We start from the raw sequence: 18,625 nt of genomic DNA on the forward strand, positions 1-18,625 counted from the left end.
GAGGGGCGGCGGTGAGCGGTAGGGCCCTGACATTGATCGCCATACTGGCGTTCGTGATCTTCGTGGTCGGGACCTTCGTGTGGTTCGTCGGCAAATGGAATTCGAGCGAGGACGCGCCCCAAAGCGGTGGCGTCCCAGCCAAGACAGAGGAGCGGCAAGCATGACGACGCTTCCCGAAACGACGCAGCGCAAGATGGGGCTGGTGATCGACCTGGATACCTGCGTCGGCTGCCACGCCTGCGTGGTGAGCTGCAAGGGATGGAACACCGAGAATTACGGCGCGCCGCTGAGTGACCAGGACCCATATGGCGACGACCCGCGCGGGACGTTCCTGAACCGGGTGCATTCCTATGAGGTGCAGCCCCTGGCCGAGAGCGGGATGCCGCATCCGGCGGCGCAGCTCATTCACTTCCCGAAATCCTGCCTGCATTGCGAAGATGCACCATGCGTTACGGTATGCCCGACCGGCGCCAGCTATAAGCGGGTCGAGGACGGGATCGTTCTGGTGAACGAGAGCGATTGCATCGGCTGCGGTCTGTGTGCCTGGGCCTGTCCCTATGGCGCGCGGGAGATGGACGCGGCGGAAGGCGTGATGAAGAAATGCACGCTTTGCGTCGACCGGATCTACAACGACAACCTGCCCGAGGAGGACCGGGTACCGGCCTGCGTGCGGACCTGCCCGGCGGGGGCGCGGCATTTCGGCGATCTGGGCGATCCGGAGAGCGACGTGTCGAAACTGGTCGAGGAGCGCGGCGGCATGGACCTGATGCCCGAGCAGGGCACGAAGCCGGTGAACCAGTACCTGCCGCCGCGGCCCAAGGACCAGGTGATGGCGGCCCCGGAGGCGCAGATCGACGTTCTGGCGCCGCTGCTGGCCCCCGTGGCTGAGGAGCCGAAGGGGTTTATCGGCTGGCTTGATAAAGCGCTGGAGAAGATCTGATGCATCCTGCACCGTCCGTTATCGTATTCACCACGCTGTCGGGCCTTGGGTTCGGCCTGTTGTTCTGGCTGGGGCTCGGGGTCATCGTGCCCACCGGATGGGTCGCGTTCACGTTCTTCGTGATTGCCTACCTGCTGGCGGTGGGAGGGCTGATGGCGTCGACCTTTCACCTGGGACACCCGGAGCGGGCGTTGAAGGCGTTCACGCAGTGGCGGTCGTCATGGTTGAGCCGTGAGGGTGTGTCCTCGGTCGCGGCGCTGGTGGTGATGGCGGTTTATGGCGCGGGGCTGGTGTTTTTCGACACGGCCTGGATGTTGGTGGGGGTGATCGGAGCCGTGCTGTCGGCGGTGACGGTGTTCACCACCTCGATGATCTACACGCAGATGAAAACCGTGCCGCGCTGGAACACGCCGCTGACGCCGCTGTTGTTCATGGCGATTGCGCTGGCGGGTGGCGCGCTCTTGGCCGGGCAGGTGGCGATTGCGCTGATCCTGATGCCGGTGGCTGCCGCCGTGCAGGTCATCTGGTGGCTGCGCGGGGACAAGGCGCTGGCGCAGAGCGGGACGGACATGGCCACCGCGACGGGGCTGGGGAGCATCGGCACGGTGCGGGCGTTCGAGCCGCCGCATACGGGCAACAATTATCTGCTAAGGGAATTTGTCTACGTGGTAGGGCGCAAGCATGCGCAGAAGCTGCGGATGATCGCGCTCTTGTTCGGCTACACGGTGCCTTTCGTGCTGCTGCTGGTGCCGTTTTCACATATCGCGGCGCTGGTGGCTGTTCTCGCGCATCTGGGCGGGATCGCGGCCTCGCGCTGGCTGTTCTTTGCGGAGGCCGAGCATGTGGTGGGCCTGTATTACGGGAAACGCTAGTCCTACACTCGGTCTTGGCCCGGTTTCGGGTCGGTCAGGCCCCACTCATCCGTGACAGGGTCGATCCGGCGTTCACGGAATCGGATCCAGCGGACGCGGACGGCCCAGACGAGGGCGGCCAGCAGCGTCAGGAAGATAATGTTGAACCACGGAATGATGGTGACGTTCGGGCCTTCGACCGGCTCGGCCGATATGGCGTTGGGGAAGATCGAGAAGAATTCGTTGCGCCAGCCGTAATGGGTGATCGACACCCACTTGGGTGTCTCTGAGGTCGAGCGCAGGTCGGCGGCCTCGGCCTGAAGGTTCGAGGTGTCGAACTTGAAATAGGGGGGCCAGCCCCAGCCGGTATCCTCGTTGCGGTAGACCATGACACCGCCGTCTGCGAGCCGGGTCTGGATGAAGAAGATGTCGCGGTTGGCCGTGCCCTCGGCGTCGCCGCTGCCCACGTTGGACCAGAAGATCGAGTTCTCACCGAAATCGATGCGTTTCTCGTAAGTGTCGGTGACGCGCGCGATGTCGTGCTGCGGTAGGGTGTAGTGCAGGAAGCCCGCGACCAGCAGCCAGAAGGCGGCAACGAAAATCCATTTGATATAGTGCATGATCGTTCGCTCCTTGATGCCGGGGCGGGCGCGGCAAGGACGCCGCGCGAAGGACCGCCCCCGAGTGCGTCGATCCGTGTTATCCTGTGGATCGGGACCGAACACAACCAACAGGAGTCGAGATAATGTGTGATATCTGCGTGATGCAAGCGGTGAAGGAAAAGATGTTGTCGCGCCGGCAGTTGTTCGGCGTCGGTGCGGCGGCCGGGGCCGCGGCTGCGCTGGGCACTTTCGGTGCGCCGCGGGCGATGGCGTCGGGGCATGATGCGGTCGAGGATCTGACTCATGCCTACGGGCCGGATTTTCCGACCTATTTCGGGGCGCCCGGGATCTCGATGGAGCAGAAGTTCAATTTCGCCGACAACGGCTTCAACCTGATGGAACTGACGGTGAACGAGCATACCGGCACGCATGTGGACGCACCGCTGCACTTTTCGGAGGATGGTGCGTCGGTGGACGAGATCCCTGTGGGAAGCCTTGTGGCGCCGCTTTGCGTGATCGATATTGCCTCCAAGGCAGAGGAGGACGCGGATGCGCAGGTGACGCCGGATGACCTGCGCGCCTGGATCGAGGCGAACGGCGAAATACCGGATAATGCCTGTGTCGCGCTCTATTCGGGATGGGGCGCGAAGGCCGGATCGGACGCGTTTCGGGGCTTTGATGGCGACAAGATGCACTTCCCGGGATTCCACGTGGAGGCGGCGCAAATGTTGGTCGAGGAAACGGGGGCGCAATCCATCGCGTCCGACACGCTGTCGCTGGATCACGGGCCGTCGGCGGATTTCGCGGCACATTACGCCTGGCTGCCGACCGGGCGCTTCGGGATCGAATGCATTGCCAATCTCGACAAGGTGCCTGCCAGCGGGGCGACGATCGTGATCGGTGCGCCGAAGCACATGGGCGGCACCGGGGGGCCGGCGCGGATCTTCGCGTTGATCTGAAATGAAGATGCCCCGGCGGTAGGGCCGGGGCGCTTGGTTCAGCCCACGACGTTGAACTCCGGCCCGTAGGGATAGCCGGTGATGTTTTCGTGGCCGTCCTCGGTGATGACCAGCACGTCGTGTTCTCGGTATCCGCCGGCGCCGGGCTGGCCTTCGGGGATGGTCAGCATCGGCTCCATCGAGATGACCATGCCGGGTTTCAGCACGGTGTCGATATCCTCGCGCAGTTCCAGCCCGGCCTCGCGGCCGTAGTAATGCGACAGGATGCCGAAGCTGTGGCCATAGCCGAAGGTGCGATATTGCAGAAGGTCACGCTCGGCCAGGAAGGCGTTGATCTTGTGCGTGACCTCGGCGCAGGAGATGCCGGCCTTCAGCAGGGACATGCCGTATTCGTGGGTGGCGACGTTGGCCTGCCAGATGGCGAGCGAGGCGGCGTCGACCTCGCCTGCGAACATGGTGCGTTCGAGGGCCACGTAATAGGCCGAGACCATCGGGAAGGTGTTGAGCGACAGGATATCTCCGCGTTGGAGTTGCCGGGCCGTGACGGGGTTGTGGGCACCGTCGGTGTTGAGGCCGGACTGGAACCAGACCCAGCTGTCGCGGTATTCGGCATCGGGGAAGCGGCGGGCGATTTCCAGTTCCATCGCGTCGCGCCCCGCCATGGCGACGTCGATTTCGCGGGTGCCGATGCGGACCGCGTCGCGGATGGCATGGCCGCCGGCATCGGCGATGGCGGTGCATTGGCGAATGAGGGCGATCTCGGCGGGGGACTTGGCCATGCGCTGGGTCATGGTGTGGCCCGCGATGTCGATCATGTCGCTGGGGACAAGGTAGTGGCCGAGCTTCTCTCGCTGTTGGAGTGTCAGGTGATCGGATTCGTAGCCGATCACCCCGCCGGTGCCGGTGACGGAGCGGATTGCGCGCCAGTAATTGTCGCGCTGCCAGTCGGTGTAGGTGATGTTGTCACCGTAACAGCGCCGCCAGGGCTGGCCTGCGTCGATGCCCGCCGAGATGGTGACGCTGTCGGTCGCCGTGACGACAAGGCCGTAGGGCCGCCCGAAGGCGCAGTAGAGGAAGCCAGAGTAATAGGCGATGTTGTGCATCGAGGTGAAGACGGCGGCGGTGACGCCGGATTCGGCCATGATGCGGCGCAGGCCGGCGAGGCGCTGGTCGTATTCGGATGCGGCAAAGGGCAGCGGGGCCTTTTCGCCGTTGTGGAAACGGTAGAATTCGGGGCGCGTTGCCGCGAAGTCGGTCTGGGTTTGGGATGCAGTCATTGTGTGACCCTCCTTGAGCAAGAAAGGTCCCGGCGTTCAGGACTGTTGGGATATGAGACCCGGGTTTGGGGCGACGCCATCGCCCGCGGGTCTGACGCTGTTCTTGCAGAGCGGGGCAGGTCTGGCAAGATGGTCTGCGACAAAAAGAGGACGGGAACGGACCATGACGGCAAGACCGGGAAAGCGGAACCTGATCACGGATGTGCCGGGAATACTGGTGGGGCAGGCCGACGATGCGGCGGTGAAGACCGGGGTGAGCGTTGTCGTGGGAGACGAACCTTTTACAGCTGGTGTGCACGTCATGGGCGGGGCGCCGGGCACGCGGGAGACGGATTTGCTGGCGCCGGACAAGGTGGTGGAAGAGGTCGATGCGCTGGTCTTGTCGGGCGGGTCCGCATTCGGGCTGGATGCGGCGTCGGGCGTGGCGGACGGGTTGCGTGACGCGGGGCGGGGCTTTGCCGTGGGGGACCAGCGCGTGCCGATCGTGCCGGGGGCGATCCTGTTCGATCTGCTGAATGGCGGGGACAAGGATTGGGCCGAGAACCCGTACAAGCGGCTGGGGCGGGAGGCGCTGGCGGCCCGGGGAGAGGCGTTCGAGATTGGGAGTTCCGGGGCCGGAGCGGGCGCGGTGACAGCGGATTTCAAGGGGGGCGTGGGCTCGGCCTCGGTCGTGCTGGCGTCGGGTGTGACGGTGGGGGCGCTGGTGGCGGTCAACGCGCTGGGGTCGGCCGTGGCCGGCGAGCGCGGTGAGTTCTGGGCGGCGCCGTTCGAGATGGGCGACGAGTTTGGCGGGCTAGGCGTGGCGCGTGATTTCGGGGATGTGCAGGAGCCGAGGACGAAGCTGGGACAGCACGCGGCAACGACGATTGGAGTCGTGGCGACGGATGCGAGCCTGACGCAGGCGCAGTGCACGCGGATGGCGGTGGCGGCGCATGATGGGTATGCCCGGGCGCTGCTGCCGTCGCACACCCCGATGGATGGGGATCTGATCTTTGCCGCGGCCACGGGACGGGCCGAGGCGCCGGACGTGGCGGGGCAGTTGGCGTTGGGGCATGCGGCGGCAACCTGCGTGGCGCGGGCGATTGCGCGGGCGGTTTTCGCGGGGCGGCCCGCGGCGGGAGATGGGGTGCCGTGTTGGGTGGAGCAGTTCGGACAGGGATGAGAGGCGGGGGCGCGTGGGTTTTCACCCACCCTACGCAGGGTCCTCGCGTGGGGCTCGTGGCGCGCGGCGGGTTTTGAGTATTTTCGGCAAGAAAAAGCCGGGGCTGGTCAGCCGAGGATATCGCGCATCAGGAGGCTTTCGGGGTCCTTGAGGGCGTCGATGATGTCGAAGTGGTGACGGCCCTTGTCGATGCGCAGGGGACAGGACCAGGCGTCGGCCTGCCAACGGGCCTGATCGAGGAAAACGGGGCGTTCGTCGGCGCCGACCCAGATGTGAGTGGGGATATCGAGGCGTTCTGTCATGAGCGCGGGGCTTTCGGCGGTGGCGGTGTCTTCGGTCAGCTGGAACTGGGCGTTCATCGCGGTGTGCAGGAGCGGGCGCAGGTCGGAGACCGGGGAGATCGGGGTGATGGTGGTGATCCGATCTGTGACATCGATGGGCAGTAGGCCGGGTTGGATCATGCGCGAGACGAGGTGACCGCCGGCGGAGTGGCCGGCGAGGGCGAGGGGACCGGGCTCACTTTCGGCGATATTCTGGATGGCGCGGGCGACCTGGGTGGTGATGCCGGCGATGCGGACGTCGGGGCAGAGGTCGTAGGAGGGCATGGCGACGGACCAGCCGCGGGCCAGAGCGCCGGTGGCGAGGTGGGACCAATAGCTGCGGTCGAAGCGGAGCCAGTAGCCGCCGTGGACGAAGACGAGGGTGCCTTTCGGCGCCGTTTCGGGGCGGAAGAGGTCGTAGGCCTGGCGCGGGGTATCGCCGTAGGAAACGCCGAGATCGTTGCGGTCTGTTGCGCGTGCCTCGCGGAAGGCTGCCGCCTCGGCGGCCCAGCGGGGCGGGTAGCTTTCGCCGTCCGGGATGTGGGGGACGTTGGCGTAGGCGTCGTCGTAATCCATGATCTGCTCCTTCGGGCTGGCCCTAGACATTTTCTGCCCCAGATGCTTTGCCAAGACGAGACGTTTTTGCCGGAGGATGCGCCATGCTCGATACTGCCACCAACCTGAAATCGCTTTTGAAGGACCCCGATCTGCTGGCCGAGAGGGCCTATGCCGGGGGTAAGTGGATCGATGGTGCGGACGGCGCCACGTTCGAGGTTGTGAACCCGGCGCGGGGCGACGTGATCGCCAATGTTGCGGACCTGGACCGCAAACAGGTGGCCGACGTCATTGCAGGCGCGGCCAAGGCGCAGAAGGAATGGGCCAAGTGGACGGGCAAGGAGCGGGCCGCGGTGCTGCGCAAGTGGTTCGACCTGATGATGGAGCACCAGGACGACCTGGGCACGATCCTGACCGCAGAGCAGGGCAAGCCGCTGGCCGAGGCGAAGGGTGAGATCGCCTATGGTGCGTCCTTCATCGAGTTCTTCGGCGAGGAGGCCAAGCGGGTTTATGGTGAGATGATCCCCGGCCACCAGCGCGACAAGCGGATCATGGTGCTGAAACAGCCGATCGGGGTGGCCGCATCCATTACGCCCTGGAACTTCCCCAACGCGATGATCACGCGCAAGGCGGCGCCTGCGCTGGCGGCGGGCTGCGCCTTCGTCGGTCGTCCGGCCGCCGAGACGCCGTTGTCGGCCACGGCGATGGGTGTGCTGGCCGAGCGGGCGGGCATTCCGGCGGGGGTGTTCAACATCGTGACCTCGTCGCGGTCGAGCGATATAGGCAAGGAGTTCTGCGAGAACCCGAACGTGCGCAAGCTGACCTTTACCGGATCGACCGAGGTGGGGCGTATCCTGCTGCGGCAGGCCGCCGACCAGGTGATGAAATGCTCGATGGAGCTGGGCGGGAACGCGCCGTTCATCGTGTTCGACGACGCCGATGTGGATGCCGCCGTGGAAGGCGCGATCATGTGCAAGTTCCGCAACAACGGGCAGACCTGTGTCTGTGCCAACCGGATCTATGTGCAGGCAGGGGTGTATGATGCCTTTGCCGAGAAGCTGAAGAACCGGGTGAGCCAGATGAAGGTGGGCGACGGGCTGGAGGACGGCACCGAGCTGGGGCCGCTGATCAACCCGGAGGCGTCCGAGAAGGTGGTCGAGCATATCGAGGATGCGAAATCAAAGGGAGGCACTGTCATCCTAGGGGGCGCGGATGGCGAGATGGACGGCAATTTCTTCAAGCCGACGATCCTGACGGGTGTGACGCAGGATATGAAGGTGAGCCAGGAAGAGACGTTCGGGCCGCTGGCGCCGCTCTTCAAGTTCGAGGACGAGGATGACGTGATCGCCATGGCGAACGACACGATCTTTGGCCTTGCGAGTTATTTCTATGCCAAGGACCTGAGCCGGGTTTACAAGGTGGCCGAGGCGCTGGAATACGGGATCGTGGGCGTGAACACCGGGATTATCTCGACCGAGGTGGCGCCCTTCGGCGGCGTGAAGCAGTCGGGCCTTGGCCGGGAAGGCAGCCATCACGGGATCGAGGATTTCCTGGAGTTGAAATATGTCTGCATGAGCGTGTGAGGCGCGGCATGGAGGAGGGGTTTCACGGGGTCTTTCCTTACCTGGTGTCGCCGCTGGATGGCGAGGGCCGCGTCAATCGCGCGGTGCTGACGCGGTTGTGTGACGACCTGATCGACGCGGGCGTGCATGGTCTGACGCCGCTGGGCTCGACGGGGGAGTTCGCCTATCTGAGCTGGGAGCAGAAGCGCGACATCGTCGAGACGGTGGTGGCGGCCGCCAAGGGCCGGGTGCCGGTGGTGGCGGGTGTCGCGGCGACGACGACCCATGAGGCCGAGCGACAGGCGCGGGAATTCGCGGCCATGGGCTGTGACGGTATTCTGGCGGTTCTGGAGGCGTATTTTCCGGTGAGTGACCGGGGCATCAAGGACTACTTTACCGCCATCGCCGCAGCGGTGGAGTTGCCGATCGTGATCTACACCAACCCGAATTTCCAGCGCAGCGACCTGAGCGTGCCGTTGATCGCGGAGTTGGCGGAGGTGCCGAACATACGATGTCTGAAGGATGCATCCAGCAATACCGGGCGGCTGTTGTCGATCATGGACCGGGTGGGCGACAAGCTCGATATTTTTGCCGCCTCGGCGCATATCCCGGCCTGCGTGATGCTGATCGGCGGCAAGGGCTGGATGGCCGGGCCCGCCTGCATCGTGCCGAAGCAGAGTGTGAAATTGTATGAGCTGTGCAAGGTCGGGCAGTACCAGGCGGCGATGGAGTTGCAGCGCGATCTGTGGGCGTTGAACCAGGCGTTTGCGAAGTACAACCTTGCGGCCTGCGTCAAGGCCGGGCTGGAATTGCAGGGGTATGAGGTGGGCGAACCGCTGCCGCCGCAGGATGCGCTGAGCGATACCGGCCGGGCCGAGTTGAAGGCGGTGCTGGAGCGGGTCGGGGCTCTGTAGGGGGCGCGACACGTCGGATGAGATCCCGTCACGGTGGGATGAAATCCCACCCTACGCGCGCATTGATGGTGCGAAATTTTTTTCGCGGGCCGCCAAGGATTGACGACCGGGCAGCGTCCTACAATCGTGATGCGCATGACTGTCAGTGACGAAACCCTGGCCACAGCTGCCGCCGATGGCGATGCGGCGGCCTTCTCGGCTTTGGTCGAGCAGCACTACGATGCCGTGTTCCGGCTGGCCTTTCGGCTGACCGGCGCGAGGGCGGAGGCGGAGGACCTGACGCAGGATGTGTGCGCGGCGCTGCCGGGGAAGCTGGGCGGTTTTCGTGGTGCGTCGAGGTTTACCACTTGGCTGTGGCGGGTGGTGGTGAACGCGGCCCATGACCGGCGGCGCAGGGCGGCGGTGCGGGCGAGATACGCGGAAGGTTGGGGCGACTGGGAAGTGGACCGGCGGGCCGCGGACGCGGAGGTGGCCGAGGCCGTCGATTGGCTGACGCAAGCGATGCGCGCCCTGCCGGAAGAGTTACGGGACACGCTGGCGCTGGTACTGGACGACATGAGCCATGCCGAGGCGGGCGAGGTGCTGGGCATCTCGGGCGGCACGGTGGGGTGGCGCGTGTCGGAGGCCAAGAAACAGTTGCGCGCGATGCGCGCGAGAGAGGAGGACGCATGAGCGACGACCTCGATGACCTGAAGGCCATGATGCAGGCCGCGACACCGAAGCCGGATGCCGAGAAGAAGGCGGCGGACATCGCTCTGGCGCGGAAAAACTTTGCCGATCTCCAAGAGGCGCGGGATGGCGCGCGTCAAACTTCTGATCGCCCGAAAGCGGGCCTGTTCAGAGGAGTGACGGACATGTTGATGCGGATGAGTACGCGCGGAGCGCTGACGGCGACAACGGCGCTGGTGGCGCTGGGGATGGTCGTGGTGGTGCCGGATTGGCAGAACGCGCCGGCGCTGCGGGGAACGCAGCCTGTGGTGACCGAAGCGGATGACGGTTTGGCGGACGCGGGCCTGCGCAGGGAAGCGCCGGTGCCGAATGCCGCAGAGGAACTGACGTTGGATGTCGCCCCGGCGGAGCCTGCACCGGCCGCCGAAGCACCGAGGCCTGCGCCGGAGCCCCAGATGGCAAAACCCGAGTTGGGCGCAGAGACGCGGCGGCAGGCGGCTCCATCTGCGGCGCAGTCCATAGCACCGCGCGAGCTTGAGGGATATGCCGGAGGGGCGGCCAACACCACCACGGTCGGACGGATCGCGCAGCCGGATGCCGATGCTGCGACGGCTCTGCCGGAAAGCGATACCGAAGCGTTTCCCGAGGTGGAGCCGAACGCGCTGAAAATCACGGCGGAAGAACCGGTTTCGACATTCTCGATCGACGTAGATACGGCATCGTATGGTGTGGTGCGATCGTCCTTGCGAGCCGGAACCCTGCCGCCGAAGGAAACGGTGCGGATCGAGGAGATGGTGAACTACTTCCCCTATGACTACGCCGCGCCCGAAGGCGATGCGCCTTTCGCGCCCACGGTGAGCGTGACGGACACCCCGTGGAACCCGGACACGCAGCTGGTGCATATCGCGATCCAGGGAGAGATGCCCCCCGTAGAGGATCGCCCGCCATTGAACCTCGTGTTTCTGATCGACACGAGCGGGTCGATGCAGGCGGCGAACAAGCTGCCGCTGTTGAAGCAATCGCTGGTGCTGATGCTGCCGCAGTTGACCGAGCGGGACAGCGTGGCGATTGTCACCTACGCGGGCAGTGCGGGGCAGGCGCTGGCGCCGACGGCGGCGACGGAGCGGGAGACGATCCTGGGCGCGCTGGACCGGTTGGAGGCCGGGGGCTCGACCGCCGGGCAGGCGGGCCTGCAACAGGCCTATGCGCTGGCCGGGGAAATGCGCGGCGAGGGGGACGTGTCGCGGGTGATCCTGGCGACGGACGGGGATTTCAATGTCGGGATCAGCGACCCCGAGGCGTTGAAGGAGTATATCGCGCAAGAGCGCGAGAGCGGCACCTACCTGTCGGTGATGGGCTTTGGGCGCGGCAACCTGGATGATGCGACGATGCAGGCGCTGGCGCAGAATGGGAACGGTCACGCGGCCTATATCGACACGCTGTCCGAGGCGCAGAAGGTGATGGTCGATCAGGTGAGCGGGGCGCTTTATCCTATTGCCGATGACGTGAAGATCCAGGTGGAGTTCAACCCGGCGGCCGTGGTCGAGTACCGGCTGATCGGCTACGAGACCCGTGCCTTGCGGCGGGAGGATTTCAACAATGACCGGGTGGATGCGGGCGATATCGGGGCCGGTCACCAGGTGACGGCGCTTTATGAGATCACGCCGGTCGGATCGCCCGCGCAGATGAGTGACCCGCTGCGCTATGGCGCGGCGGAGGCGGTGAGCGGGGACGCTGGTGAGCTTGGGTATTTCAAGCTGCGGTACAAGGCGCCCAGCCAGGATGACAGCCAGCTGATCGAGCAACCTATTGTCGAGAGTGGCGAGGCCGGGGCCGAAGCGCGGTTCGCGGCGGCGATTGCCGGTTTCGGGCAGTTGTTGCGCGATGAGACGTATCTTGGCGATTGGGGCTATGCGGAGGCGATTGCGCTGGCCAACGGCGCGAAGGGCGAAGACCCGTTCGGCTATCGTGCCGAGGCGGTGCAGCTGATGCGGTTGGCGGAGAGCCTTTCGCGGTGATCAACGTTGCGCGGAATCAAGGACGCAGGCCGCCGCGCTATCGTCATGCTGGAAGCATGCCTCCGGCATGACCCCCCACCCAGGGGGCGGCGATTTTGCTGCGCTCTGCCCTTCGCTCGACTGTCCGGCGGATTTTGCTGCGATAAAGTGCGTGGAACGAGTGACGGATCGCCACCCCGGGCGGGCGACGACAGCGCGGCCCCGAACGAAAAACGCCCCGTGGCAACCACGGGGCGTTTCGCGTTCTAGGATTTGCCGTTTAGTTGACCGTCTCGGCGTCAACGACATCCTTGTGGGTGGATGTGCCGCTGGCGATCTCGATGCGGCGGGGCTTCAGCCGCTCGGGCACTTCGCGCACCAGCTCGATATGCAGCATTCCGTCGGTATGCGTCGCACCGGTGACCTTGACGTGGTCGGCCAGCTGGAACTTGCGTTCGAACGCGCGGGTGGCGATGCCACGGTGCAGGTAGGTGCGGTCACCTTCCTCTTCGGCCTTGCGGGCCGAGACGATCAGGGCGCCTTCGCGCAGTTCGACGGATAGCTCGTCGTCGCTGAACCCTGCGACGGCGATGGAGATGCGGTAGGCATCATCAGCCGTCTTTTCGATATTGTAAGGGGGGTAGGTGGGATGATTGACGTCACCGGCGAGGACACGGTCCATCATGTCGGCAATCTGGTCAAACCCGATGGATGCCCGGTAGAGCGGGGCAAGATCAAAGTTACGCATTGGAATCCTCCGTTGAGCGATACCTATGTGGATGCCTTCCCAAACGGGACAGGCGGGTGCTTCCGACCCGCGATGCGGCGTCGGACAACGCTTATTTGGGAAGCGGAAAAACCGGTTTCAAGACCTGTTTGACGCTTTCAAACGCTAAGGCTTCGCGAATTTCGGACCGGGATGTGTGCCCGGGGTGGGTTGGTCACTGGTGCCATTGGGCGGAAAAAGCGCGGTCTCCGCACTGTTGCGGCGTATGCCTGTGGTTCTTGGAAAGGTGCTGGGCATCGCGCGCAGCTTGCGTTTCAGCGCCGCGACCGCCTCGGGCAGTTCCATGCCATAGGCGACGGTGGTGCCGTGCTCGGTCTTGTGGCCGCCGACGACGAGGCTGACGATGCGGGCGCGGTAGCCGCCGTCGGAGAAGACCGGCGCGCCGGACGAGCCGAAGGTCACGTTGCAGTTGAAGGAGATCAGCCCCTGCCCGCGGCCGAGCACGTCACATTCACGCTCCCATGAGAGCGCATCGTCGCGTTGCCTGCCGTAGGACACGACGCTGACGTCATCGCCGCGGGTGGGATTGTGGTGCAGCGCGAAGGGGCTGGCGGTGGCGGTGGGGATGGGCGTGTCGAGTTCCAGCAAGGCCACGTCGCGGCGGACATTGTCGGCGGACATTCCGTCGGAGGGTGCGTAGCCGTCGGCCACTACGAAGCGGCGGACGTTCCGCGCGGCGATGGCGGCCCCGTCGCGCAGGCCGGCGCGAAACACGATGCGTTCGGGCAGAAGCGGTGCGCTTCGCTTGTCAAAGACGCAATGGGCCGCCGTCAGCACGAGGTTGTCGGCAATCAGCGTGCCGGTGCAATAGCTGTCCTGGCCGAGGTCAATGCGGCCCACGGCCTCCCACCCCAGAAGGTCATCGCGGTTGGTCAGGCGGATCAGGTCGCTGGCGGTGGCCAGCGTCGGCAGGATGAGGCCCGCGAGAAGCCCGCAGAGCGACATCAGGCGGCGCAACATGTCAGTCCAGGTCCGGTGAGGCGAATTTCGCGCCGGTGTCACGGTTCTGGCCGGTCGAGAACAGGTCGATGCGCGCCTGATCCCGAAGGCTGCCTCCGTTTTCCAAAGCGTCCCGCATCAGGGCAAGGGGACGGTCGAGCGAGGCGCCCAGGGCGACTTTCTTGCCGTGGATCTCGGCCATGGCGGAGATGACCGAGACGATACGCGGGGCGCCGTCCTCGAAGGTGAAGACCGGCGCGCCGGAGGCGCCGTAATCGACGTCACAGGACATCACGAGAAGCCCGCTGCGCTGTTCCAGAACCTGGCACATGTCCTGCAGCGAGGGCGCCTCGGAGCGTTCGCGGGCATAGCTGACCAGCCCGATGCGTGTATGTTTGCGCGGCTGGGTATCGGTGTGGAACGGGACGACGCCGGACTTGGCGATGGGGTGGTGCAGTTCCAGAAGTGCGATGTCGTTGCGCACGCGGGCGGCGTCGATCCTGTTGGAATAATCGTATTCGGGATGCACCACCGCGCGGCGGACCCAGCGATAGGCGGTGGCGCGGCCATTGCGCCAGCCGGCGAGAAACTCGATCTGCTGGGTGTCGACCGCCTTGCCCGTGGTGGCGTCGTACAGGCAGTGCGCGGCGGTCAGTACGAGGTCGGGCGCGATCAGGGCGCCGGTGCAAAAGCCGCTTCCGCCGATGTCGATACGCCCCACGGCCTGCCACTGGCGGCCGTCATCGGTGGTATCCAGACGTTGAAGCGCCGTATCCTGCGCGGATACCGACGTGACCCAACACAACAGGGCCGCAACAAGCCCTGTGAATCGCATGCTCTTGAACAAACCGGGTGCCTCGCTTGATTTCCCAAGCTCGTACCGGCGCAATATGTCGAAAATAGGGCCGGGCCGGATTACTCCCGCAGCGCCGGGGGTTTCGGTCCGCCGGTGGCCCAATCGAGCAGTTCGACAGTGTGCACGACCGGCACCCCGGTGCCCGAGCCGATCTGCATCATGCAGCCGATATTGCCGGTGGCGATGATGTCGGGCGACTTGGCTTCGAGCGTCTGAACCTTGCGCGTTTTCAACTGCTTGGAGATCGCGGGCTGCATCAGGTTGTAGGTGCCAGCCGAGCCGCAGCAGAGGTGTGCGTCGGCCGGTTCGACCACCTCGAACCCGGCGTTTTTCAGCAGGGTCTTTGGGTGGGTCTTGATCTGCTGGCCGTGCTGCAGTGAGCAGGCGGCATGGTATGCGACGCGGGTGTCCTTGGGCGTGCCCTCGGGCAAGTCGAGCTGCATCAGGAGTTCCGAGACATCCATGGCAATATCCGAGACGCGGGCGGCATCCTCGGCCAGCGCCTCGGTGTGGAACATGTGGCCGTAATCCTTGACCGTCGTGCCGCAGCCGGAGGTGTTGATGACGATGGCATCGAGCCCGTCGCCATCCATCTCGGCGGTCCAGGCGCGGATGTTGTGGGCCGCCGTGGCGTGGCTTTCGGTCGTCTTGCCCATGTGATGAGTCAGCGCCCCGCAACAGCCGGCGCCCTTGGCCACCACCACTTCGCAGCCCAAACGGGTGAGCAGGCGGATGGTGGCGTCGTTGATGTCGGTGTTCAGCGCCTTTTGCGCGCAGCCGGTCATCAGGGCGACGCGTTTGACAGGCTTTTCCCTGGCCGGGAAGGTTTGCGGGTCGTCATTGCGGCTGACCGGGGGGATGCTCTTGGGGGCCATCTCGACCATGGCGCGCAGGCGGGCGTCGGGCAGGGCCCATTTGAACGGTTTGGCGATCTTGGCGCCCAGCATGGCAACGCGGAAACGGTTCGGGTAGGGCAGGATGCGCGCCAGCGTCCAGCGCAGGACACGCTCGAACAAGGGGCGCTGGTAGCGATCCTCGATGTATTCGCGGGCGTGGTCGACGAGGTGCATGTAGTGCACGTCGGACGGACAGGTCGTCATGCAGGCGAGGCACGAGAGGCAGCGGTCGATATGCTTGACCGTTTCCGGATCCGGGTCGCGGTCGTTCTCCAGCATGTCCTTGATCAGGTAGATCCGGCCGCGGGGGCTGTCGAGTTCGTCGCCGAGCACCTGGTAGGTGGGGCACGTCGCGGTGCAGAATCCGCAATGCACGCAGGAGCGCAGGATCTCGTTCGAGCGCTGGATCGCGGGGGATTTGAGCTGGTCTTCGGTAAAGTCTGTTTTCATTCGGTCGGCAACCATCTGTGCGGTGTAAAGCCCGAACCAGGGCAGGGGGTGGCGGCGGCGGCGGTTGCGCCGTAGGCCGCGGGGCGGGTGTGAGGTGACAGTGTACTGGTGCGTATGGCCATCACCCCGAGGACGGTCGGCCCGGCCAGAAACCCGATGGCGAAGAGCAGTGCATCGATCATGCGGCGCGGCCCATCAGGCCGGGGTTCAGGATGCTGCGCGGATCGAACCGGGCGCGCAGCCCGTCCTGAAGTGCTGCGATGGGCGGGGAAAGCGGTTGGAAGACACCGCCCGCGCGGTTGCCGCGGATCAGCGTGGCATGGCCGCCGGCGGCGTTGACGGCGGCGCGGATGGTGTCGGCTTGGGTGTCCTGCGGCACGCGCAGCCACACGAGGCCGCCGCCCCAGTCATAAAGTGCCTCGGCTCCGTCGACCTGCGCTTTGATCCCGGGCGCGTCGGAAGGCTTCACGGACAGCCGCCAGACATCTCCCGGCCCGTCATGGAAGCAGGCGACGTCGCGGATGTCCTGCCAGAGCGTCGCGTTTATGTCCGGGTCGGTTTCGATGTCGGCGGCGCCGAGATCGGCCAGAAGGGTCTGGAGTTGACCCGCGCGGTAGGCCACGGATTTTTCGAAGCCCTCGATGCGCAGGCAGGTTTGCGGGCCGTCCTCGGTCTGGCGATGCGCCGCGCCGGTGATCTCGAATGGCGAGCCGAGCGCGCGGGAGAGAGCGGCGACGGCGGTGGTGTCGTCGAGACCCGAGAGCGTGATCGTGGCCGTTTGGTGGGACGCGGGCAATACCTTGAGCGCCAGTTCGGTGAGTACTCCAAGGGTGCCGTAGCTGCCCGCCATCAGCTTGACGAGGTCGTAGCCGGTGACGTTCTTCATCACACGCCCGCCGTTGCGGGTGACCTGGCCCTGTCCGTCGACGAAGCGCACGCCCAGCAGGAAGTCGCGCGCGGCCCCGGCCTGGATACGGCGGGGACCAGAGACATTGGCGGCGAAGACGCCGCCGATGGTGGGCTCGCCGGTCGTGCCCAGCAGGCCGCGATGGTCCATCGGTTCGAACGCGAGGCGCTGCCCCTCCTTGGCCAGGGTCTTGCGCACTTCTTCCACCGGGGTGCCGGCCTGGACCACCAGCGTCAGTGCGCCGGGCTCATAGAGGTTTACGCCGGAGAGGCCCGAGGTTGTCAGCGGCTGGCCGTTGACCGGCACGCCGATGGGGCGTGTGCCGCCGCCCATGACGCGCAGAGGCTCGGACGCGGAGGCGACCATATCGGCCAGTTCGGCCTCGGAGGTGGGGGCAAGGGCTTTCATTGTTCCAAAAATACTCCGGGGTCCGGGGCAGCGCCCCGGAATGGTCATTCAGCGGCGATCCGGCGGGTGTCGGAGGACGCGAGCGGGAACACCTTGGCCGGGTTGAGCAGCCACTTGGGGTCGAACACGTCCTTGACGGCCATCTGGATTTCCAGGTCGGGCGGGTCGTATTGGTGCAGCATCAGGTCGCGCTTTTCGATGCCGACGCCATGCTCGCCCGTGAGGCAGCCGCCGACTTCAACACAGAGCCTCAGGATATCGGCGCCCAGATCCTCGCAGAGCTCAAGGTCGCCCTCCTTGTTGGCATCGAACAGGATCAGCGGGTGCATGTTGCCGTCGCCCGCGTGAAAGACGTTGGCGACGTCGAGGCCGTATTCCTTGGACATCTCGCCGATGCGTTTCAGCACATAGGGCAGTTCGTTGACCGGGATCGTGCCGTCGAGGCACATGTAGTCGTTGATCTTGCCCATCGCGCCAAAGGCGGATTTGCGGCCGAGCCAGATGCGCTTGCTCTCGTCGTCGGACGAGGATTGGCGCAGTTCGACGGGGTCGTGCTTGCGGGCGATGTCCATGATGGTTTCGAGCTGTTCGTCGATCTCGGCGTCGGAGCCTTCGACCTCGACGATCAGGAGCGCCTCGCAATCGGGGTAGCCAGCGCCGGCGAAGGCCTCGGTCGCGCGGATGCAGGGGCGGTCCATGAATTCGATCGCCACGGGCAGGACGCCGGCCTTGATGATGTCCGACACGCACTGGCCCGCGATCTCGGAGGAATCGAAGCCGATCAGGACGGGGCGCGCGCCTTCGGGTTTGTGCAGGATGCGAAGGGTCGCCTCGGTCACGATGCCAAGCTGACCTTCGGAGCCGCAGATGAGACCCAGAAGGTCGAGCCCCTCGGCATCGAGATGCGCGCCGCCGATTTCGGTCACGGTGCCGTCCATCAGAACCATGGTCACGCCCATCAGGTTGTTGGTGGTCACGCCGTACTTCAGGCAATGCGCGCCGCCCGAGTTCATCGCGATATTGCCCGAGATGGCGCAGGCCAGTTGGCTGGAGGGGTCGGGGGCGTAGAAAAAGCCGTCTTCCTCGACCGCGCCGGTGACGGAGAGGTTGGTGCGGCCGGTTTGCACGCGGATGAAGCGGTTTTCGTAATCGGTTTCCAGCACTTCGTTCATGCGGGCGACACCGATGATGACGCTGTCCTCGGTCGGGAGCGCGCCGCCGGCGAGCGAGGTGCCCGCGCCGCGCGGCACCACGGGCACGCCCATGTCGTTGCAGATCTTGAGGGTCTCGGAGACCTCGGCGGTGGAGGCGGGCAGGACCACGGCGAGCGGCGGACACTTGTAAGCGGTCAGCCCGTCGCATTCATAGGCGCGGGTCTCGGCGGGGTCGTGAATGAGCGCCTCGCGCGGCAGGAAAGATGCCAGCCGGTCGAGCAGTTGCGACTTGCGGGCAAGGATGGTCGGGTTCGGTTTTGGCATTTCCATGGCGGTTCTCCGAGGATTGGTAAGATAATATAACCAATTTGCGTCAGTCGCAAGTGCGGCATGCGCGACGCAATGACGAGAAGAATTCTG

General features: G+C 65.3%; 19 protein-coding genes. 9 read left to right on the forward strand and 10 right to left on the reverse strand.

Translation table 11 applies throughout. The features are described 5' to 3' along the window. The first annotated feature begins 11 nt into the window (after nucleotides 1–11). Genes PVV74_RS08360 through PVV74_RS08370 form a run of 3 tightly spaced genes read left to right on the forward strand, consistent with a single transcriptional unit; the run spans nucleotide 12 to nucleotide 1,812 of the window. Nucleotides 12–164, forward strand: a complete 153-nt coding sequence (locus PVV74_RS08360; protein WP_170067169.1) for a hypothetical protein — start codon at nucleotides 12–14, stop codon at nucleotides 162–164. Continuing rightward, nucleotides 161–940 (forward strand): 4Fe-4S dicluster domain-containing protein, encoded by a 780-nt coding sequence (locus tag PVV74_RS08365; protein WP_274592871.1) that lies wholly within the window; start codon nucleotides 161–163, stop codon nucleotides 938–940. The genes PVV74_RS08360 and PVV74_RS08365 overlap by 4 nt, the downstream gene beginning before the upstream one ends. Continuing rightward, complete coding sequence (locus tag PVV74_RS08370) at nucleotides 940–1,812, forward strand: dimethyl sulfoxide reductase anchor subunit family protein (protein WP_274592872.1); 873 nt, start codon at nucleotides 940–942, stop codon at nucleotides 1,810–1,812. Before PVV74_RS08365 ends, PVV74_RS08370 begins: the two co-directional genes overlap by 1 nt. Nucleotides 1,813–1,814: 2 nt before the next feature. Here the strand turns inward: PVV74_RS08370 and PVV74_RS08375 are convergent, their stop codons facing one another. Then, on the reverse strand, nucleotides 1,815–2,411 hold the full coding sequence (locus PVV74_RS08375) for a DUF1523 family protein (protein ID WP_274592873.1): 597 nt from the start codon (nucleotides 2,409–2,411) through the stop codon (nucleotides 1,815–1,817). 125 nt (nucleotides 2,412–2,536) lie between these two features. On the opposite strand from PVV74_RS08375, the gene PVV74_RS08380 reads away from it, so the two are divergent. Beyond that, complete coding sequence (locus tag PVV74_RS08380; RefSeq protein ID WP_103762774.1) at nucleotides 2,537–3,352, forward strand: cyclase family protein; 816 nt, start codon at nucleotides 2,537–2,539, stop codon at nucleotides 3,350–3,352. A gap of 38 nt (nucleotides 3,353–3,390) precedes the next feature. On the opposite strand, the gene PVV74_RS08385 is transcribed toward PVV74_RS08380, so the two are convergent. Continuing rightward, nucleotides 3,391–4,629, reverse strand: coding sequence for an aminopeptidase P family protein (locus PVV74_RS08385; protein ID WP_274592874.1), 1,239 nt, complete (start codon nucleotides 4,627–4,629; stop codon nucleotides 3,391–3,393). A gap of 163 nt (nucleotides 4,630–4,792) precedes the next feature. On the opposite strand from PVV74_RS08385, the gene PVV74_RS08390 reads away from it, so the two are divergent. After that, nucleotides 4,793–5,791: a P1 family peptidase gene (locus PVV74_RS08390; protein ID WP_274592875.1), complete on the forward strand. Its 999-nt coding sequence runs from the start codon at nucleotides 4,793–4,795 to the stop codon at nucleotides 5,789–5,791. 107 nt (nucleotides 5,792–5,898) lie between these two features. Here the strand turns inward: PVV74_RS08390 and PVV74_RS08395 are convergent, their stop codons facing one another. Further along, the gene (locus PVV74_RS08395) at nucleotides 5,899–6,687 is read right to left on the reverse strand and encodes an alpha/beta hydrolase (RefSeq protein ID WP_274592876.1); all 789 of its coding nucleotides are present in this window, start codon (nucleotides 6,685–6,687) and stop codon (nucleotides 5,899–5,901) included. An 83-nt stretch (nucleotides 6,688–6,770) separates the two neighbouring features. On the opposite strand from PVV74_RS08395, the gene PVV74_RS08400 reads away from it, so the two are divergent. The 4 genes from PVV74_RS08400 to PVV74_RS08415 all read left to right on the forward strand — a co-directional run bounded on the left by PVV74_RS08400 (nucleotide 6,771) and on the right by PVV74_RS08415 (nucleotide 11,829). Next, on the forward strand, nucleotides 6,771–8,249 hold the full coding sequence (locus tag PVV74_RS08400) for an NAD-dependent succinate-semialdehyde dehydrogenase (RefSeq protein ID WP_103762778.1): 1,479 nt from the start codon (nucleotides 6,771–6,773) through the stop codon (nucleotides 8,247–8,249). 8 nt (nucleotides 8,250–8,257) lie between these two features. After that, nucleotides 8,258–9,142 (forward strand): dihydrodipicolinate synthase family protein, encoded by an 885-nt coding sequence (locus tag PVV74_RS08405; RefSeq protein ID WP_274592877.1) that lies wholly within the window; start codon nucleotides 8,258–8,260, stop codon nucleotides 9,140–9,142. Nucleotides 9,143–9,277: 135 nt separating this feature from the next. Next, complete coding sequence (locus tag PVV74_RS08410) at nucleotides 9,278–9,814, forward strand: RNA polymerase sigma factor (RefSeq protein WP_274592878.1); 537 nt, start codon at nucleotides 9,278–9,280, stop codon at nucleotides 9,812–9,814. Beyond that, the gene (locus PVV74_RS08415; protein WP_274592879.1) at nucleotides 9,811–11,829 is read left to right on the forward strand and encodes a vWA domain-containing protein; all 2,019 of its coding nucleotides are present in this window, start codon (nucleotides 9,811–9,813) and stop codon (nucleotides 11,827–11,829) included. Before PVV74_RS08410 ends, PVV74_RS08415 begins: the two co-directional genes overlap by 4 nt. Nucleotides 11,830–12,088: 259 nt before the next feature. Here the strand turns inward: PVV74_RS08415 and PVV74_RS08420 are convergent, their stop codons facing one another. From PVV74_RS08420 to PVV74_RS08450, 7 genes are all read right to left on the reverse strand, one after another. Then, nucleotides 12,089–12,556 carry an Hsp20 family protein gene (locus PVV74_RS08420; RefSeq protein WP_103762781.1) on the reverse strand — a complete coding sequence of 156 codons (468 nt, stop codon included), beginning with the start codon at nucleotides 12,554–12,556 and terminating at the stop codon, nucleotides 12,089–12,091. A gap of 144 nt (nucleotides 12,557–12,700) precedes the next feature. Beyond that, nucleotides 12,701–13,555, reverse strand: a complete 855-nt coding sequence (locus PVV74_RS08425) for a trypsin-like serine peptidase (protein ID WP_274592880.1) — start codon at nucleotides 13,553–13,555, stop codon at nucleotides 12,701–12,703. A gap of 1 nt (nucleotide 13,556) precedes the next feature. Beyond that, the gene (locus PVV74_RS08430; protein WP_274592881.1) at nucleotides 13,557–14,369 is read right to left on the reverse strand and encodes a trypsin-like serine peptidase; all 813 of its coding nucleotides are present in this window, start codon (nucleotides 14,367–14,369) and stop codon (nucleotides 13,557–13,559) included. An 80-nt stretch (nucleotides 14,370–14,449) separates the two neighbouring features. Next, nucleotides 14,450–15,736 carry a glycolate oxidase subunit GlcF gene (gene glcF / locus PVV74_RS08435; RefSeq protein ID WP_274592882.1) on the reverse strand — a complete coding sequence of 429 codons (1,287 nt, stop codon included), beginning with the start codon at nucleotides 15,734–15,736 and terminating at the stop codon, nucleotides 14,450–14,452. After that, nucleotides 15,733–15,918 carry a hypothetical protein gene (locus PVV74_RS08440; RefSeq protein ID WP_274592883.1) on the reverse strand — a complete coding sequence of 62 codons (186 nt, stop codon included), beginning with the start codon at nucleotides 15,916–15,918 and terminating at the stop codon, nucleotides 15,733–15,735. Before PVV74_RS08440 ends, glcF begins: the two co-directional genes overlap by 4 nt. Continuing rightward, on the reverse strand, nucleotides 15,915–17,051 hold the full coding sequence (gene glcE, locus PVV74_RS08445) for a glycolate oxidase subunit GlcE (protein ID WP_274592884.1): 1,137 nt from the start codon (nucleotides 17,049–17,051) through the stop codon (nucleotides 15,915–15,917). The genes PVV74_RS08440 and glcE overlap by 4 nt, the downstream gene beginning before the upstream one ends. Before the next feature lie 44 nt (nucleotides 17,052–17,095). Continuing rightward, nucleotides 17,096–18,535 (reverse strand): FAD-linked oxidase C-terminal domain-containing protein, encoded by a 1,440-nt coding sequence (locus PVV74_RS08450; protein ID WP_274592885.1) that lies wholly within the window; start codon nucleotides 18,533–18,535, stop codon nucleotides 17,096–17,098. Nucleotides 18,536–18,625 lie beyond the last annotated feature (90 nt).

The sequence above is a fragment of the Roseovarius sp. SK2 genome (assembly GCF_028807495.1).
GTDB classification, from domain to species: domain Bacteria; phylum Pseudomonadota; class Alphaproteobacteria; order Rhodobacterales; family Rhodobacteraceae; genus Roseovarius; species Roseovarius confluentis.

Bases quoted from the DNA above. Each gene is read 5' to 3' on its own strand.
- PVV74_RS08365 (WP_274592871.1), top strand. From the start codon at position 161: ATGACGACGCTTCCCGAAACGACGCAGCGCAAGATGGGGCTGGTGATC.
- PVV74_RS08370 (WP_274592872.1), top strand. From the start codon at position 940: ATGCATCCTGCACCGTCCGTTATCGTATTCACCACGCTGTCGGGCCTT.
- PVV74_RS08375 (WP_274592873.1), bottom strand. From the start codon at position 2,411: ATGCACTATATCAAATGGATTTTCGTTGCCGCCTTCTGGCTGCTGGTC.
- PVV74_RS08380 (WP_103762774.1), top strand. From the start codon at position 2,537: ATGTGTGATATCTGCGTGATGCAAGCGGTGAAGGAAAAGATGTTGTCG.
- PVV74_RS08385 (WP_274592874.1), bottom strand. From the start codon at position 4,629: ATGACTGCATCCCAAACCCAGACCGACTTCGCGGCAACGCGCCCCGAA.
- PVV74_RS08390 (WP_274592875.1), top strand. From the start codon at position 4,793: ATGACGGCAAGACCGGGAAAGCGGAACCTGATCACGGATGTGCCGGGA.
- PVV74_RS08395 (WP_274592876.1), bottom strand. From the start codon at position 6,687: ATGGATTACGACGACGCCTACGCCAACGTCCCCCACATCCCGGACGGC.
- PVV74_RS08400 (WP_103762778.1), top strand. From the start codon at position 6,771: ATGCTCGATACTGCCACCAACCTGAAATCGCTTTTGAAGGACCCCGAT.
- PVV74_RS08405 (WP_274592877.1), top strand. From the start codon at position 8,258: ATGGAGGAGGGGTTTCACGGGGTCTTTCCTTACCTGGTGTCGCCGCTG.
- PVV74_RS08410 (WP_274592878.1), top strand. From the start codon at position 9,278: ATGACTGTCAGTGACGAAACCCTGGCCACAGCTGCCGCCGATGGCGAT.
- PVV74_RS08415 (WP_274592879.1), top strand. From the start codon at position 9,811: ATGAGCGACGACCTCGATGACCTGAAGGCCATGATGCAGGCCGCGACA.
- PVV74_RS08420 (WP_103762781.1), bottom strand. From the start codon at position 12,556: ATGCGTAACTTTGATCTTGCCCCGCTCTACCGGGCATCCATCGGGTTT.
- PVV74_RS08425 (WP_274592880.1), bottom strand. From the start codon at position 13,555: ATGTTGCGCCGCCTGATGTCGCTCTGCGGGCTTCTCGCGGGCCTCATC.
- PVV74_RS08430 (WP_274592881.1), bottom strand. From the start codon at position 14,369: ATGCGATTCACAGGGCTTGTTGCGGCCCTGTTGTGTTGGGTCACGTCG.
- glcF (WP_274592882.1), bottom strand. From the start codon at position 15,736: ATGAAAACAGACTTTACCGAAGACCAGCTCAAATCCCCCGCGATCCAG.
- PVV74_RS08440 (WP_274592883.1), bottom strand. From the start codon at position 15,918: ATGATCGATGCACTGCTCTTCGCCATCGGGTTTCTGGCCGGGCCGACC.
- glcE (WP_274592884.1), bottom strand. From the start codon at position 17,051: ATGAAAGCCCTTGCCCCCACCTCCGAGGCCGAACTGGCCGATATGGTC.
- PVV74_RS08450 (WP_274592885.1), bottom strand. From the start codon at position 18,535: ATGGAAATGCCAAAACCGAACCCGACCATCCTTGCCCGCAAGTCGCAA.